The organism is Halomonas faecis (assembly GCF_010993975.1).
Lineage (GTDB): Bacteria > Pseudomonadota > Gammaproteobacteria > Pseudomonadales > Halomonadaceae > Halomonas > Halomonas faecis.
This window is the reverse complement of sequence record NZ_JAACZO010000004.1, coordinates 17,655-34,770: the sequence shown is the minus strand read 5'-3', so window position 1 is coordinate 34,770 and position 17,116 is coordinate 17,655. Positions and strand designations below refer to the sequence as shown.

Here is a 17,116-nt window from a genome sequence, read left to right as displayed (position 1 = left end):
CATAATAGCCACAGTCGCGGGGCGACAGAGAAGTCTGCCCCTTTTCGATCGCCTGATGCACGCAGACTCGACGAGCCGGAGAGCCCATGCCCCGCTTCACCCTGCTGCCCGTTATCGGCCTTGCCGCCCTACTGTTGTCGCTGCCCGCCGCCAGCGGCGATTTTCTCGTTCGCGCACGCCTAGCCCCCGACAGCGCTTCCTCGCCACTGGCATCCACCTTGAGGCGACTGGCCCCCCAGGCCGACCCTCAGGTGCTCGAGCTGGCAGCCTCTTCGCTCGCCTGCGCCGATCCGCACGCCGAGCGTCTGGCGGTCATCGACTTCTCGCTGCCCTCCACCGAACCGCGCCTGTGGGTCTTCGACCTCGACGAGCGACGCCTGCTTTTCAAGGAATTGGTCTCCCATGGCCAGGGCTCCGGCAATGCCATGGCCACCGCCTTCTCCAACGTGCCCGACAGCCACCAGTCGAGCCTGGGGCTGTTCCGCACGCAAAACAGCTACGTCGGTCGCAACGGCTACTCGCTGCGCCTGGAAGGGCTCGAAGCCGGTGTCAACGATCTCGCCTTCGAGCGCGCCATCGTCATTCACGGTGCCGACTACGTCAGCGAAGCGTTCATCGAGAGGACCGGGCGCCTGGGGCGCAGCTACGGCTGCCCGGCCGTTCGTCAAGACGTCGCCGCTCCGTTGATCGACAGCCTCAAGGAGGAGCACTACCTGTTCGCCTACTATCCGGACCCGGCCTGGCTGAGGGACTCCGCCTTTCTCGACTGCTCGAACGACGACCGCCAGTTCGCCATGCGGTGAGCACCTGCCGGGCACCATCCCGGGGCACGTGGTCGCTGCAATGCACCATGACGCCCCTTCTCGTGTCCGATCAGCCGCCCGCCCAACCCCGACAGTTTTCGCAACACACTGCCAATAAAGCAGAAAATGGATGTTGGCAAGATTATCGCTTGAGACAAGTCAAGACTGGGTAGGCGTGGACCAGGCTCTCCGACCCGGGAGTACGAGTGCGTCGAACCTGACCTTCAACGCCGAAGGACACGTTCATGTATTCGCTACCCCGCGAGGTCGACACCCATGGAAATCCTCGGCAAGGCCAACAGGATACGCCTGTTCAATTTCAACACCCCCCAGATGCGCGCTTTCCACTTCTCGTGGTTCGCCTTTCACATCTGCTTCTTCGGCTGGTTCGGCATCGCCCCACTGATGGCGGTGGTACGTGACGATCTCGGCCTGACCAAGACTCAGATCGGCAACACCATCATCGCCTCGGTGGCCATCACCATCGTCGTGCGCCTGGCAATCGGCGTGCTCTGCGACCGTATCGGGCCACGCAAGGCCTACACCTGGCTGCTCTGCCTGGGCGCGCTACCCGTGATGGGCATCGGCTTCGCCGACAGTTTCGAGACCTTCCTGCTGGCGCGCTTGGCCATCGGCGCCATCGGCGCTTCCTTCGTCATCACCCAGTACCACACCTCGGTGATGTTCGCCCCCAACGTAGTGGGCACCGCCAACGCCACCTCGGCCGGCTGGGGCAATTTGGGCGGGGGGACCACCCAGATCGTGATGCCGCTGATCTTCGCCGGCGTGCTGATGCTCGGCGTGAGCGAAACCCTCGGCTGGCGGCTGGCCATGGTGGTGCCGGGTATCGTGCTTTTCGTCACCGGCATCGCCTACTACCGCTTCACCCAGGACGCTCCCAACGGCAACTTCGAGGATCTGCGTGCCAGGGGTGAGCTGCCGGCGGCGAGCGGCGAGAGCGGCGCCACCCAGACCTTCATGGCCGCCGCCAAGGATTTCCGCGTCTGGGCGCTGTTCGTGGTCTATGCCGCCTGCTTCGGCGTGGAACTCACCATCAACAACATCGCCGCCATCTACTTCTTCGACAACTTCGATCTGACACTGGCCACAGCCGGCTTGATCGCCGGACTGTTCGGGCTGATGAATCTCTTCGCGCGCACTCTGGGCGGTATCTTCTCGGACCTCTTCGCCAAGAACGGCGGCCTCAAGGGACGCGTGCGCTGGCTGTTCATCGCCATGCTGTGCGAGGGCATCGCCCTGATGTTCTTCTCGCAGATGCACGTGCTGGCGCTGGCCATCGGCATCATGCTGGTGTTCAGCCTCTTCGTGCAGATGGCCGAGGGCGCCACCTTCGGGGTGGTACCGTTCATCAACAAGAAGGCGCTGGGTGCGGTGGCCGGCATCGTCGGCGCCGGCGGCAACGCCGGGGCGGTGGCGGCGGGCTTCCTGTTCCGCTCGGAATCGCTCTCCTACCAGCAGGGGCTCTTCTACCTGGGCATCGCCGTGATCATCGCCGCCCTGTGTTGTCTCGCGGTGCGCTTCACCGAAGCCACTGAAGCCGAGGAAGCCAAGGCCTACACCGACGCGGTGGGCGACGACACCGGCGCCGGCGCCCTGTCGCTTCGCTGAGGCCACTAGCGACGATCAAGGCAAAGCAACACGCCCAGGCTGGGGCTGAGGTGTTGCTTTGCCCTCATTCGCGCACAGAAGATGGCTTGGCATGCTATAACAGAACCCATCGGCAGCCAGGGAGTACCACGACATGTTATTAGAGGAGCTGCATCGAAAACGTGATGCCATCACCGCATTGGCACGGCGTTACGGGGCCCGTCATATTCGCGTGTTTGGTTCGGTGGCCCGAGGTGAAGAGACACCCGACAGCGATGTCGACTTCCTGGTCGATTTCGACCGTGGCTATGACCTCTTCACCCAACGGCTCCCACTGGCAGAGCGACTCGAAGAAATCACCGGCCACCGCGTGGATTTGATTCCCGAGCACGAGCTCAACCAGCATCTGCGTGCACGGGTTCTAGCAGAGGCCCGCGAGCTGTGAAGGCTGACGAGGCCAAGGATTGGACGCTCTATGCGCATCATATCCTCGATGCGATTGCCAAGCTGGAGCGGATCGAGGCCCGAGGCGACATTCAGCAGGACGAGGTGCTCTACGACGCCGCCCTACGCAATCTGCAAACGCTGTCGGAAGCTACCCAACGGCTCCCAGATTCCCTCAAGAGCGCCTATTCAGCCATCCCCTGGAAGCAAATCAGTGGATTTCGCAACATATTGGTCCACGACTACCTGGGTGAGATCGACCCCTTGGCCATTGAAGGCGTGCTCCAGCAGCACATTCCTGTATTGAAAACGGCTGTCGAACGGATGCTCAACACGGATCATCCCCCATCTGACGATTGACGGCTCTCTTCGTGAGACCCGGCTATCGAACAGCTCTCGATCTCCATGCCGAGCAGCAGAAACGACAGGGTCTTGCCGTGACCGTCGAGATTGAGCGCACCGTTGACGCCACCCTGCAGCACGTCGTCGATCACCAGGTTCATGCCCGCCAGGCCCGGCATCAGATAGCGGCGCACGCGGCTGGCGCCGCGGTGGGCAAACAGGGCCAGCACGCGCGACTCGGTGATCTGTTCGACCAGCAGCGGATAGTCTCGCTCGGCATAGGCGAACAGCGCGAGGTTGAGCCGGTCGCCCTTGTCGCCGGCCCGCGCGTGGGCCAGACGATGCAGCGGCACGCTCGCCGACGTAGCGACCTCAGTGACTGGCGGCATGGGCTTCGCTCCTCTCGTCGAACAGGGTGGCATGGGCAACCACGTCGCTGCGCTTGACCAGGTAGGAGGCCGTGCACACGCGGCGCTGGAAGTGGCGACGCACGCCGCCACCGCCCGCGGGCCCCGCGCAGTAGAGCGCCAGCAATTCCTGGGTGGCGCGCTCGACCCAGCGGCGCTCGGGGTGCTCGACGGCCAGCCGCAGGCGATAATCGCCCGACTCGCTCGACTGTCGGCGCGCCTGCAGCTCGCCGTCGTCGCTGTCGAAGACGCTGGCATGGCCGATCAGATCCAGCCGCGAGCGCAGCTCGGGCGGCGCGCGAAAGCCCAGCCGCTCGCGGAGAATGTCGGCCGCCAGTTGGGCGCGGGCCAACGCATTGGGCCCGGCGTAGGATATCTCCGCCTCGCCCTGCCAGCCGCCTTCGTAGCAGACGGTGGTCTTGAGCCGTTCCGGTGCCGATTTGCCACGGATTCCGCTGACCGCCACCCGATCGGGCCCCACCTCGCGCACCACGACCCGGGAGAGATCCACCACCACATCCGGCGTCAGGTAGTTGGCGGGGTCGTGTACCTCGTAGAGCAGTTGCTCCTTGACCGTACGCTCGGTCACCAGGCCGCCGGTGCCCGGAGGCTTGGTGACCGTCAGACTGCCGTCCTCCTCCACTTCGATGATGGGATAGCCCACCGTGGCCAATCCGGGCACGTCCTTGACCCCCGGGTCGGCGAAGTAGCCGCCGCTCACCTGGGCACCGCACTCTCCCAGATGCCCGGCCATCATGCCGGCGGCAAGGCGGTCCCAGTCGTCCCAGGCCCAGCCGAAATGGTGTACCAGCGGGGCCAGGAACAGTGCCGGATCGGCGACGCGCCCGGTCACCACCACCTCCGCCCCTCGTTCGAGCGCTTCCACCAGGGGAGCCGCCCCGAGATAGACGTTGGCCGAGATCAACGCTTCCTCGCCCGGCAGGTCACGGTTTTCCGCCTCCCAGCGCTGCAAGTCGAGGCCCGCCAGGCGATCGCGAATGTCGTCTCCTTCCACCAAGCCGATGCGCGCCCTCTCCCTGCCCACCGCCTCGGCCAGCGAGCGCACGCGCCGGCACGCCCCCAGCGGATTGGCGGCGCCGAAGTTGCCCAGCACGCGAATGCCATGGGCCAGGCAGTCGCCGAGCACGGGAGAGAGCAGCTCATCCAGCAGCGGTTCATAGCCCTTGTCAGGATCGTCGCGCATGGCGCGATGGGCTGCCGCCAGAGTGCGTTCGCCCAGGGTCTCGAAGAGCAGCGCACAGGGCTGGCCACGCCGAATCAGCTCGGCCACCACCGGAATCGCCGCATCGGTGCGGTCGCCGGAGAAACCCGCGCCGCTTCCCAGCAGAAAGGTCATGGGTGGGTCTCCTCGGCCGGCAGCTTCCCGGCAGCGTTGCAGTATGCCCCTCGCCGCCGTCGCGTGCCGTACAGCGCCACCAGCGCCAGCAGCGCCGCGGTGGTGGTGAGCCAGCCCGGCGTCAGCGCCAGACCGATCACCAGCACCAGACCGGCGACATCGAGCCAGCGATGGGCGGTGATCGCCACCCGCGACATCAGCGAGGCGAAGGCCAACACGAACACCACGCCCTGACAGATCGCCAGCAGAATGTCGACTGCACCGCCGAAGCCGGCCAGGGCGGGGTAGATCAGCAGCAGGAAGGGAATCACGTAGATGGCCGCCGCCAGGCGCACGGCCTCGCCGGCCGCCGGCAACCAATTGGTGTCGGCGATGCCCGCCGCCACGAACACCGCCACGCACACCGGCGGCGTGATGACCGACAGGGTGGCGAAGTAGAACACGAACAGATGGGCGATCAGCGGCTCGACGCCGATGGTGGTGAGCGCCGGCGCCAGCACCGAGGCCACCAAGACGTAAGCGGCGGTGGTGGGAATGCCCATGCCCAGGATCAAGCACACGCCGCCGACGATGCCCGCCACCAGGAACAGCGACTCGCCGCCCACGTTGACGATCAGGCTGGCAAGCGTCACCCCGATGCCGGTCATGCCGATCATCGCCACCAGGATCTGCGCCCCGGCGAGCAGCACGCCGATGATCACCATGCCCCGGCCGGCATCCATGAGCCCCGACAGCAGCTTGGCAAAGATCTCACGCCACGCCGTCCGCGCCAGCAGGGCAAAGGGGACGAAGGTCAGCACCGTCATCAGGATGCCGTAGAACGCCGACATCTGGATCGAGTGCCCCGAGAGCACGCCGTAGAACAGCCCGCCCAGGGCCGCGAGGATCGGCACGATGCGTCCCGGGCGCAGCACCTCGGTCCAACTGGGCAGTTCGTCGTCGGGCACCACACGCAGCTGGCGTCGCCTGGCCACCAGGTGGATGGTCAGGAACACGCCCAGATAGAAGAGAATCGCCGGCAGCAGCGCCGCCAGGGCGATGCGCACGTAACTCTCGCCGAGGATCTCGGCCATGATGAAGGCCGCTGCCCCGAGGATCGGCGGAGCGATCTGCCCGCCGGTGGAAGCCACGGCCTCCACGCCGGAAGCAAAGGGCCGAGGGTAGTCGAGCCGCTTCATCATCGGGATGGTGAAGTTGCCGGTGGTGGCCACGTTGGCCACCGCACTGCCACTGACCATGCCGAACAGTCCCGACGCCACGGTGGCCACCTTGGCCGCGCCCCCCGGCGAACGCCCGCTGATGCGCAGAGCCAGATCCATGAAGGTCTGGCCGCCACCGGTGTGCAGCAACAGGCAGCCGAACAGCACGAAGGCCGCAATGGTGGTGGCGGCGACGCCCACCAGCATGCCCCATACGCCCAGGTCGCCGAGATAGATGGTCTCGGTCATGTAGGCCAGATCGAAACCGCGATGTCCCAGCGGACCGGGTATGAGCGCCCCGAACCAGGCATAGGCCAGGCCGGCCACCACCAGCAGCGGAAAGATCGCCCCGACGGCCCGCCGCGACAGCTCGAGGATGGCGACCAGCAGCACGCCGGTGAAGAGCATGTCACGCGGCCCCGCCCAGGGCAGTTCCACCAGGATGCGCTCCTGGTTCATCACCACGTAACCGCAGGCCAGCACCACGCCTACCGCCAGCGACGCGTCGACGGCCAGGCCCAGGGGCCGCCAGCGGGTGCCGGCCCCCAGGGGATACACGGTCAGCCCCAGCAGGATCACCAGCGCGAGAAAGATCCCCCGCTGGATCAGGCTCTCGAAGGGGCCAGTGGCCGAGGTATACAGGATCAGCCCGCCCAGCGTCAGGGCCAGCACTCGGGTCAGGTTCTCGCGCATGGGAAGTTCCTCGACCGAGCCTTATTCCGCGGGCTGCAGAGCGTCGGGAATCTCCATCCCTTGCTCCTCGAAGTAGCGGGCAGCACCGCCATGCAGCGGCACGGTACCTACATCGAGGGTCATCTCCGCCAGGTCGGCACCCTTGACCGCGGAGAAGGCGTTGGCCTGGGGCTCGGGGTTCTCCATCACCGCCTTGACGATCTGGTAGGCGGTCTCCTCGTCCATGTCCGGATGGGCATGCACGGCCACGCCGAAGGCCCAGGTGGTATAGGCGGGAATACCCTCACCCGCGCCTTCGGGAATGTCCACCACGGCAATGTCGGGCATCTCGCTGCGCAAGGTCTCGGCCTGCTCGTCGCTGAGCGAGAGCACCTCGATGGGCGTGAAGGTGGCGATGTCCATGGTCGAGCCGTCCAGGCGGTTGCCGACCCCGGACTTCACGTAGCCGGCGATGCGATCGTCCTTGATGGAGTCGACCACATCAGTGGTGGAGCCGCGCACGTACTCGGGGGCGATGCCGAGGGTTTCCAGAACGGCCTCGGTAGTGCTCTCGGTGGCCGAACCGGTGATCCCCGGATTGAGGCGTACCCCGTCCAGATCGTCGAGGCTCTCGACCCCGGCGTCTTCGCGCAGCACCACGTTCTGCGGCGCCACGGTGTAAACCCACAGCAGTCGGCTATCCACGGCACGGTCTGCGAAGTCGCCCTGTCCCGCATAGGCGTGATAGCCGGTGTTGGTGGTCACCAGCCCCATGTCGATCTGATCTCGGCTGAGCCGGCGCAGGTTGTCGACGGTGGCTCCGGTCTCGGCGACGGAGGAACTCACGCCGTCGAGCTCGCCGTTGATGATCTGGTTGACCGCCACGAAGTAGCCGTAGTGGCTCGACGAGCTGGAGGTCGAGCCGATCAGCAGGCGTTCCTGGGCGGGAACGGTGGCAGCGGTGAGGATGGCGGCACTGGCGGCCGCAGCGGTGAGCAGCGTTTTCATGGTTGGCTCCTGCCCGCAATCGGGCTTGTTGTTGTCACGGATTGCGCCTATGGGCTGCGCAGCCGGGGATCGGCGTCCCCGCATGGCGGCGGCCCGGTCACAGCACACTGGCAGCATGGACACCGCCTTATTTTTTGTATATTGAATTGTTTTTAAAATCTGTTTTACTTTCTAAATGAAACCCAGCATCCGGCAGCTCAGCGCCTTCGTGGCCGTGGCGCAATCGCGCAGCCTCGCCGAGGCCAGCGAGCGCATTCACCTTTCCCAGCCCGCCATCTCCATTGCCCTGCGCAAGCTGGAAGAGAGCGTGGGTGGCGCACTGTTCTCGCGCACCACCCGCCAGCTGTCGCTGACCCCGGAAGGCGAAGCCTTTCTGCCAGTGGCCATTCGTCTGCTCAACGACTGGACGGAAGCCTTCGAGGATCTCGACGACCTCTTCTCCAAGAATCGCGGCAAGGTCACCGTGGCGGCCTTGCCCACGCTGGCCGCCGGCCTGCTGCCGGGCATCATCGCCGCCTTTCACGACCGTTACCCGCGCATCAACTTCGCCCTGCACGACGTGCTCGCCGAGCAGGTCAACGCCATGGTGAGAGAAGGCCGCGCCGATCTGGGGCTCTCGGTACCGCCCCTCGACGCCGAGGAGTTCCACTTCGAGCCGGTGCTGGAGGACCGCTACGTCGCCGTCTGCCCCAGCGACCATGCGCTGCTCGCCCAGCCACAGGTCGAGTGGGCTCAGCTCGCCGGCCACCCGTTCATCGGCATCCACCGGCTGTCCAGCTCCCGCCAGGACATCGACCGCATCATGGCGGACGTGGGCAAGACGCTCGACATTCTCTGCGATGCCAGCCAGATCGCCACGGTCGGACGGATGGTCGCCGCCGGCGTCGGCATCAGCGTACTGCCGGAACTGAGCTTCCGGCAGATCGCCACCCACGGCATCGCGTATCGGCCGCTGGTGCAGCCCCATATCGGACGCCCGCTCGGCATCATACAGCGCCGTCGTCACCCGCTTTCCGCCGCGGCGGCGACGCTGCGCGAGATGATCGTCGCCCAGGCCGAGGCATGAGCACCATTTGCAGCACGTCGACGCGGTAGCCATGCTGAAAGGGATGTCCATTGACTGGCACAGGAGACGAACATGCGAGATCGTGTACTGCTGATCACCGGCGCCTCCAGCGGCATTGGTGCAGCCACCGCGCGGGCCGCCTCTCGGGCAAACTACAAACTGGTTCTGGCGGCTCGCACGGAAGCCAAGCTGGAGGCCCTAGCTCGCGAACTCGGCCCGGAGAACGTGCACACCGTACGCGTGGACGTCACCGACATGGCCGACCAGCAGGCGATGGTGGAGCAGGCGCTGGAGCGTTTCGGTCGCATCGATGCCGTGTTCGCCAACGCCGGGCGCGGCGGCTCGCCCGGCGGCTTTAGCGGGGCCGACCACCAAGCCTGGCGCGACATGATCTTGACCAACGTCTACGGCGTCGGGCTCACCGTCCAGGCTACCCTGCCGGCGCTGCGCAGAAGCCGTGGCCACGTGCTGCTCACCGGCTCGGCGGCGGGGCGTGCCACCATCCCCGGCTCGATGTACAGTGCCACCAAGTGGGCGGTGACCGGCATCGGCTACAATCTTCGCGAGGAGCTACGCGGCAGCGGCATCCGCGTGACGCTGATCGAACCCGGCATGGTCGACACCCCCTTCTTCGACGAAGCGCCGGAACATGCGCTGGAGGATCGCGACGTTGCCAATGCCGTGCTCTACGCCCTCGGCCAGCCGGCCCACGTCGACGTCAACGAAATACTCGTGCGTCCCACTCCGCCGGAAAGCGACTGAACCCGGCCCACTTTCCCCCGACATCAGGAGTCGTCAATGTCCCTCTCCGTAGGCGATACCCTTCCCGACATCACCGTGAAGACACCCGGCCTCGACGGCCCCGAGGACATCCGCACCGGCGAACTGTTCGCCGGCAAGCGCGTGGTGCTGTTCGCCGTACCCGGTGCCTTCACCCCGGGTTGCTCCAATACCCACATGCCAGGCTTCGTGGTCAATGCCGACAAGATATTGGCCAAGGGCGCCGACGTCCTGGCCTGCCTGTCGGTGAACGACGCCTTCGTGATGGGCGCCTGGCAGAAGGACCAGAACGCCGAGCACATCCTCATGCTGGCCGACGGCAATGCCGACTTCACCCGTGCCATCGACATGGATCGCGACGCCAGCGCCGGCGGCATGGGCGTGCGCAGCTACCGCTACGCGCTGATCGCCAACGACGGCGTGGTGGAGTACTTGGGCGTCGACACCCAGCGCGGCGTCGTGGAAGACAGCAGCGCCGACGCCATCCTGGCTCATCTATAAAAGTGGTATTCCACACTCAAGAAATGGCCAATCATGCCGAATAAATAGCTGGAGGTATCCGACTCCCGGCCAGGCATGCCTGGCCGGCCGACACGCTCAGGGGGTGACATGTCTCATGCCGAGCATCAGCGCGCGGCCCAGCTGTTGCGTGACCTGGAACAGGCCAACAGCCAACTGCTGCAATCCGAGAAGCTCGCTTCCATCGGCCAGCTCGCCGCCGGGGTCGCCCACGAGATCAACAACCCCATCGGCTACGTCTTCTCGAACCTGAAGACGTTGGCCGACTACGTGCGCGACCTGCTGGAAATCGTCGACGCCTCGGATAGAGTCACCTGTCTGGAAGAGCTGCAAGCCCTCAAGAAGCAGCTCGATTACGGCTACATTCGTGAAGACGTTCGGGCACTGATCAGCGAATCCGAAGAAGGCATCGAACGGGTCAAGTCCATCATCACCGCCTTGAAGGACTTCTCGCACATCGACGAGGAGGACTTCGTGGCCGCCGACCTCCACCGCGGCCTGGAAACCACGCTCAGCCTCGTCAACAACGAGCTCAAGTACAAGGCCGAGGTGGTCAAAGAGTACGGCGAGCTTCCCGCCGTGGAGTGCCTGCCGTCTCAGATCAACCAGGTGGCGCTGAACCTGTTGACCAACGCCGTCCAGGCCATCGACGGGCGCGGGCGCATCGTCATCCGTACCGGCTGCGACACCGAACGCGCCTGGTTCGAGATCGAGGATACTGGCCACGGCATTCCCGCCGAACACCGTGAACGCCTCTTCGAACCCTTCTTCACCACCAAGCCGGTGGGTGAAGGCACGGGGCTGGGGCTGGCTCTCTCCTGGAGTATCGTGCAGAAGCACGGCGGCCATATCGACGTATCGAGCGATCCCGATCAGGGCAGCCGTTTCCGGGTATGGTTGCCGATCCACCAACCCCGTGCCCCACAGCCAGAGCCGGAGTCCGATCCACGATGACCGACACGCCCACCACCACTCTGCTGCTTGTCGACGACGAGCCCCACGTGCTCGCCGCCTTGCAACGAGAGCTGCGTCACGAGGGCTACCGCCTGTTGACCGCCAACGATGGCGAGGCAGCGCTCGCCCATCTGGCCACCGAGCCCGTCGACGCCGTCATCTCGGATGCGCTGATGCCGGGAATGGACGGCATCGAAATGCTGGCGCGAATCCAGCACGAACATCCCGACTGCCTGCGCCTGCTGCTCACCGGCAAGGCCGACCTGAACGCCGCCGTGCGTGCCATCAACGAAGGGCATGTCTATCGCTACATCGCCAAGCCCTGGGATGCCACCGAGCTACGCCAGACCCTTCAACTGGCGCTGGCTCATCAGCAAGCCCAGCGCGAGCAGCAACGCCTGGAGGCGCTGACCCAGGCCCAGAACCGCGAACTCAGCGAACTCAACGCCACCCTGGAGCGGCGGGTCGCCGAGCGCACCGCCGAGCTCCAGCAAACCGCCGACATGCTCGACGCCGCCTACGGCGAGCTGGAGCAGAGCTATGTCACCGCCACGCGCGTATTCTCCTCGCTGATCACCCAGCGTCTGCCGAAAGACTTGCAGACCAATGCCACGGTGAGCGAGCTGCTCAAGGCCTTCGCCGAGCAGCAGGAACTCGACGAAGAGACCCAGCGCGACCTGCAGATGGCGGCGGCCCTTTACAACCTCGGCAAGCTGACCTGGAACGACCACCTGCTGACCACGCCCTCCGAGCGCCTCTATGCTGCCGACCGCGATGCCTACCGCCGCTACCCGGAAAGCGGCGAGAGCCTGCTGATGGCCCTGGAACATCTGGAAGGGGCGGCGAAGATCATCCGTCATCATCGCGAACGCTGGAACGGCAGCGGCTATCCCGACCACCTCCGCGAGCACGCCATTCCCTATGGCGCCCGACTGCTGGCGCTGGCCGTGGATTTCGTCGAACTGCAACGCGGCATGATCCTGCCGCGCAAGGTGCCTCGGCACAGTGCCCTCGCCCTGCTGGAAAAGTTCGCCGGCCGCGTCTACGACCCGGCACTGGTTGCGCCGTTCGTGGAACTCTGCGTCGAGCAGGCCCCCGACTTGGGACTGGGCGGCAAGAAGGTGCTGTCGCTGGAAACCGCACGTCTGGAGCCCGGCATGCAGCTCGCCCAGGATCTGCTCTCGCCCAGCGGTACGCTATTGTTGAATCGGGGCAAGGCGCTGTCGCGTAGCCTGATCGACAAGCTCATGCGCCTGGAAGAGCTGGAAGACGTGCGGCTCGAACTGCTGGTGCATCCGCCCGAAGCAACCGAAGACGAGCCTTGACCTCGTTTCGAGAGGCGACGTTGAACGACAACGAGACGACAACCACCCCCCTGTATCGCGCCGTCGCGACCCTGCTGGTGGCACTGAGCTGCCTCGGCATCGGCCTGTTCGCCCTGCTCGATGCCGCCATCGGTGCGTTTCCGGTCGCCGAAAGGCCGCTGATTCAGGTGGATGGCGGCCTGGCAACGGCGCTACTCGGCCTGGCGGTACTCTTTCACGCTTTCGCTCGCCCCGTCAGCTCCCGTCTGACGGCGTTAGCGCTGCTCGGCATCGCCGTGACCAGCCCGTGGCGAGCCTTCCCCGGCAGCATGCCGGATGCCATGGCACTGATGTTCACCCTCATCGCCCTCGGCATGCTGGCGAGTGGCTGCCAAAACCGACGCCTCCGACATGCCGCTCGCCTCCTAGCCTGGCTGGCGGTGGTGTCTGGCGGTACTTTCGTATTGCTCGGCTGGCTGACTCCCTTGCCGGAGGCGCTGTTCACCCACGCCACCACGGCAGTGATCGCCGGGCTGATCGTCACTGCCGGTGGAGCGGTGATCCTGATTCAGGGCCAGCTGAAGCGATGCCCCCCGGTACGACTTTCGCCGCTACCGCTGGCGGCCGGTGCCCTTGGCATCCTGCTGGCAGTGAGTGGCTGGTATTACCTGAGCAGCCAGAGCTTGCAACGGCTGGAACAAGGCGGCGTCTTCACGCTCTCGCACGTGAAAGCCACGATAGAGCACGACATCGAAGACCGGGTTCGGCTGCTGCAGCGGCTGGTTGGACGTTGGGAAACGCTCGGGCGAATTCCTGCCGCACCGCTGCGCCAGCACGAACTCGACAGTTACCTGGAAGACTTCCCTTCGCTGGACTTCATTGCCGTGCTGGATGACGACTTCCAATTCCTGGACGGCGAATCGCGTCATCCCGATATCGATGACGGCTGGATCGCCAATGTCCTGTCATCGGCCAGCAAGGCCAAAGATGACTCCCCAGTGGGTCGCCATGCGCTCCACAGCACGGCCATCCGCGGTCCTCGGGGTGAGCACTGGTTGCTGCTGGCACTCCCCCTGTCGCTGTCGTCGCCACACTGGCTGGTATCGAGCATCAATGTGGCCACGCTGTTCGAGCGCCAGGAGTCACACACCGATCCTTTTCATCTCCAGGTGGCACATGAAGGCGAGGTGCTTTTCGACTCCCTCGAGGCGACGTCCGACCAGGCGCTGCAGGCCATTGCCCAACAGCACATCGAGATTCCCGGCAGCGGTGGGTGGACCCTGACCGCTGCCCTGCCGCGCTCGCACCTTCGACTCAGCGCCGTGATGCCGACCTTGACCCTGCTGAGCGGCCTGCTGTTCACCTATCTGCTGATGATCAGCCTGGGGCTGAACCAGCTCTCCCGAGAGCGCCGCCACCGGCTGAACGCCAGCCATCGCGCCCTCGAGCAGACGATGAAACAGCGCGACCAGTTCTTCACGCTATCGCTGGAGCTCTTCTGCCGCGTCGACCTGGAGGGGCGATTCCTGCAGGTGAATCCGGCATTCCAACAGTTACTGGGGTTCAGCCACGATCAACTCATCGGAAGCACCTACGGCCGGCTGATCCATCCCGACGACCAGCCGCTGATCGCCCAGGCCATACAGGCACTGGCCGGAGGAGGCAGGATTCAACAGCTGGAAGCCCGCGTCGTCGATGCCCGCGACGAGACGCACTGGGTCGAGATCAACGCCGCCCTTGGCGACGAGTCGGTCATCTACGCCGTGGCAAGGGACGTCACCCTGCGCAAGCAGGCCGAGGCACAGCAGGTTCGCGACCGCAGACTGTTCCGTATCGTCGGTCGCACCGCTCAGATCGGTGGCTGGTACTTCGATCTCAGCGAGGGACGACCGATCTGGTCCGACGAGGTGTGCGCCATTCACGACGAGCCTGCCGGCTTCCAGCCTACCCTCGAGCAGGCCATCGCCTACTACAAACCGGCCTACCGCGAGCGCCTGCAGCAGGCTTTCGAAACCTGCGTGCGCGAGGGCAAACCGATCGACGACGTCTTCGAGATCGTCACGGCCAAGGGTCGCCATCGTTACGTGCGCGTCATCGGCGAGGCGATGCGCAACGAGCAGGGTGAAGTCATCCGTGCCCAGGGCTCGACCCAGGACATCACCGAGCGCAAGCGCCTGCAGGACGAGGTGCACCAGCTCGCCGAACGACTCACCACTACGCTGGAGAGCATCACCGACGGCTTTTTCACCCTGGATGCCGAGTGGCGCTTCAGCTACTTGAACCACGAGGCGGAACGGCTCCTGCAGCGCTCGCGACAGGAACTGCTAGGTCAGGATATCTGGCAAGCCTTTCCCGAGGCAGAGGGCACGCTTTTCGAGACGGAATACCGGCGTGCGGTCGCCGACGGTATTTCCGTCACCTTCGAGGAGCACAATCCGCGGCTCGATCTATGGGTGGAAGTGCATGCCTACCCCTCCGACGAAGGGCTGGCCGTCTACTTCCAGAACATCAACGCTCGCAAGGCCGCCGAACGCCAGCTGCGCATTCTGGAGCGCGGCATCGAGTCCAGCGTCAACGGCGTCGTGATCGCCGACGCCCAACAGCCGGGCTACCCGATCATCTATGCCAATGCCGCCTTCGAAAAGATCACCGGCTACACCCGCGAAGAAGTGATCGGCCACAATTGCCGCATGCTGCAGGGCGAGCACACCGATCCCGGGGCTAGACGCGCCTTGCGCCTGGGCATCGAGGCACGGCGCATGCTTCACGTCACGCTGCTCAACTACCGCAAGGACGGCTCGCCCTTCTGGAACGACCTGTACATTTCGCCGGTATTCGACGACCAGGGCGAGGTCACCCACTTCATCGGCATCCAGAACGACATCTCTACGCAACGCGAGTACGAGTCTCGGCTCGCCTATCATGCCAGCCACGACGCGCTCACCGGCCTGCCCAACCGCACCCTCCTCGAGGACCGCCTGGCCCAGAGCAGCCAGTTCGCCCATCGCTATGCGCGCAGCCTGGCCGTGCTGTTCGTCGATCTCGACGATTTCAAGCCGATCAACGATACCCTGGGCCACGAGATCGGTGACCACATTCTCATCGAGGTCGCCCGTCGCCTGGAAGCCGGGGTACGCCCCGGCGACACCGTGGCCCGCTTCGGCGGCGACGAATTCGTCATCCTGCTGCCCGACCTGGCCCACCAGGACGACGTCCTGCCCATCGTCGAACGACTGCTCGACAGCGTCGCCCGCCCCTACCGCGATGGCGACAGCGAGCTGCGCCTGACGGCGAGCATCGGCATCGCCCTGCACCAGGACGACGACCTACGGCCCACGCGTCTCATCCAACAGGCCGACCTGGCCATGTACAAGGCCAAGCGCCACGGCCGCAACACCTACCAGTGGTTCACCCAGGATCTCAATCACAAGGTCAGCCAGCGCGTGACGCTGCGCAACGCCCTGCAGCGCGCCATCGAAGAGGAGCAGTTCGAACTCCACTATCAGCCGCAAATCCACGGCGCCAGCGGCTCGGTGATCGGTTTCGAGGCGCTGATCCGCTGGCGCCATCCCGAGCGCGGCTACGTGTCGCCCATGGAGTTCATCGGGCTGGCAGAGGATACCGGCCAGATCATCCCCATCAGCGACTGGGTGCTGGCTACCGCCTGTCGCGACAACCGCCATCTCAACGAGCTGGGGCTGGGCCCATTGGTGATGTCGGCGAACGTCTCACCCATGCAGTTCCAGCGCAGCCGCTTCGTGAGTCATGTCCACGACACTCTGGCCACTACCGGCCTGGCACCCGAGCTTCTCGAGCTGGAGCTCACCGAGGGCGTGCTGATGGACGGCTCCGAAGGCGTGATCGACACCCTGCACGTCCTGCGCGAGCAGGGCATCAAGATCGCCATCGATGACTTCGGCACCGGCTTTTCCAGCCTGAGCTATCTGAAGCAGCTGCCCATCGACAAGATCAAGATCGACCGTTCCTTCATTCGCGACGTTATCAGCGACCATCGGGATGCCGCCATCGTCAAGGGCATCATCTCCATGGCCAGCTCGCTGCCGGTCAAGGTGGTGGCCGAGGGCGTGGAGACCCAGGCACAGCACGCCTTCCTGCAGAAGCTGCCGTGCGACATGTATCAGGGCTACTACTTCGCCCGCCCCATGCCGCTGGACGAGCTCGAGGGCTTCCTACACGACAACCATGCCGCCCAGCGCCTGCGCCTGGCACGCGAGAACGGCGAAGCCGGTAAACCCACGGTGCTGTTGCTCGACGACGAGGCCAACATCCTGAACGCCTTGACTCGCACGCTGCGCCGCGATGGCTACCGCATCCTGGCAACGGAAAGCCCCCAGCAGGCTTTCGAGTTGCTGGCTACCGAGGACGTTCAGGTCATCATCAGCGACCAACGCATGCCGGAGATGAGCGGCACGGAATTCCTGCGTCGCGTCAAGGAACTCCATCCGGAGACGATCCAGATCGTATTGTCGGGCTACACTGACCTGAAGACCGTGACCACGGCAATCAACGAAGGCGCCATCTTCAAGTTCCTGACCAAGCCCTGGGACGACGACGAGTTGCGCCAGGTGGTGCAGCAGGCGTTTCGCAAGGCGGCATTGATGCAGGTTCAGGCGCCGTCTTGATCGACCGACG

14 protein-coding genes are annotated in these 17,116 nt (G+C 65.1%); 10 read left to right on the top strand and 4 right to left on the bottom strand.

Features of this window, described 5'->3' with window-relative positions; translation table 11 throughout:
* Positions 1-86: 86 nt before the first annotated feature.
* The 4 genes from GFD32_RS02585 to GFD32_RS02570 all read left to right on the top strand — a co-directional run bounded on the left by GFD32_RS02585 (position 87) and on the right by GFD32_RS02570 (position 3,215).
* Positions 87-803 (top strand): murein L,D-transpeptidase catalytic domain family protein, encoded by a 717-nt coding sequence (locus GFD32_RS02585; RefSeq protein ID WP_163575008.1) that lies wholly within the window; start codon positions 87-89, stop codon positions 801-803.
* 276 nt (positions 804-1,079) lie between these two features.
* Positions 1,080-2,432, top strand: a complete 1,353-nt coding sequence (locus GFD32_RS02580; protein ID WP_163575007.1) for a NarK family nitrate/nitrite MFS transporter — start codon at positions 1,080-1,082, stop codon at positions 2,430-2,432.
* A 133-nt stretch (positions 2,433-2,565) separates the two neighbouring features.
* Complete coding sequence (locus tag GFD32_RS02575) at positions 2,566-2,856, top strand: nucleotidyltransferase family protein (protein ID WP_163575006.1); 291 nt, start codon at positions 2,566-2,568, stop codon at positions 2,854-2,856.
* The gene (locus tag GFD32_RS02570; RefSeq protein WP_163575005.1) at positions 2,853-3,215 is read left to right on the top strand and encodes a HepT-like ribonuclease domain-containing protein; all 363 of its coding nucleotides are present in this window, start codon (positions 2,853-2,855) and stop codon (positions 3,213-3,215) included. The genes GFD32_RS02575 and GFD32_RS02570 overlap by 4 nt, the downstream gene beginning before the upstream one ends.
* Here GFD32_RS02570 and GFD32_RS02565 read toward each other — a convergent pair.
* The 4 genes from GFD32_RS02565 to GFD32_RS02550 are packed head-to-tail and all read right to left on the bottom strand — an operon-like array spanning position 3,194 to position 7,840.
* Positions 3,194-3,586, bottom strand: a complete 393-nt coding sequence (locus tag GFD32_RS02565; protein WP_163575004.1) for an AtuA-related protein — start codon at positions 3,584-3,586, stop codon at positions 3,194-3,196. The two genes, GFD32_RS02570 and GFD32_RS02565, sit on opposite strands and share 22 nt — an antisense overlap.
* Complete coding sequence (locus GFD32_RS02560) at positions 3,570-4,961, bottom strand: acyclic terpene utilization AtuA family protein (protein WP_163575003.1); 1,392 nt, start codon at positions 4,959-4,961, stop codon at positions 3,570-3,572. The genes GFD32_RS02565 and GFD32_RS02560 overlap by 17 nt, the downstream gene beginning before the upstream one ends.
* The gene (locus GFD32_RS02555) at positions 4,958-6,853 is read right to left on the bottom strand and encodes a TRAP transporter permease (RefSeq protein WP_163575002.1); all 1,896 of its coding nucleotides are present in this window, start codon (positions 6,851-6,853) and stop codon (positions 4,958-4,960) included. Before GFD32_RS02555 ends, GFD32_RS02560 begins: the two co-directional genes overlap by 4 nt.
* Positions 6,854-6,874: 21 nt before the next feature.
* The gene (locus GFD32_RS02550; RefSeq protein ID WP_163575001.1) at positions 6,875-7,840 is read right to left on the bottom strand and encodes a TAXI family TRAP transporter solute-binding subunit; all 966 of its coding nucleotides are present in this window, start codon (positions 7,838-7,840) and stop codon (positions 6,875-6,877) included.
* Between the two features lie 175 nt (positions 7,841-8,015).
* Here GFD32_RS02550 and GFD32_RS02545 point away from each other — a divergent pair, with 175 nt between their 5' ends.
* From GFD32_RS02545 to GFD32_RS20045, 6 genes are all read left to right on the top strand, one after another.
* Positions 8,016-8,906, top strand: coding sequence for a LysR family transcriptional regulator (locus tag GFD32_RS02545; protein ID WP_163575000.1), 891 nt, complete (start codon positions 8,016-8,018; stop codon positions 8,904-8,906).
* Between the two features lie 72 nt (positions 8,907-8,978).
* Positions 8,979-9,668 (top strand): SDR family oxidoreductase, encoded by a 690-nt coding sequence (locus GFD32_RS02540; RefSeq protein ID WP_163574999.1) that lies wholly within the window; start codon positions 8,979-8,981, stop codon positions 9,666-9,668.
* 36 nt (positions 9,669-9,704) lie between these two features.
* A complete protein-coding gene (locus GFD32_RS02535) occupies positions 9,705-10,187 on the top strand; it encodes a peroxiredoxin (RefSeq protein ID WP_163574998.1) in 483 nt (160 codons plus the stop codon).
* 108 nt (positions 10,188-10,295) lie between these two features.
* Positions 10,296-11,159, top strand: coding sequence for an ATP-binding protein (locus tag GFD32_RS02530; RefSeq protein ID WP_240455523.1), 864 nt, complete (start codon positions 10,296-10,298; stop codon positions 11,157-11,159).
* Positions 11,156-12,484, top strand: coding sequence for an HD domain-containing phosphohydrolase (locus tag GFD32_RS02525; protein ID WP_163574996.1), 1,329 nt, complete (start codon positions 11,156-11,158; stop codon positions 12,482-12,484). Before GFD32_RS02530 ends, GFD32_RS02525 begins: the two co-directional genes overlap by 4 nt.
* Positions 12,481-17,106, top strand: a complete 4,626-nt coding sequence (locus GFD32_RS20045; protein WP_320416205.1) for an EAL domain-containing protein — start codon at positions 12,481-12,483, stop codon at positions 17,104-17,106. The genes GFD32_RS02525 and GFD32_RS20045 overlap by 4 nt, the downstream gene beginning before the upstream one ends.
* The last annotated feature ends 10 nt before the right edge of the window (positions 17,107-17,116 follow it).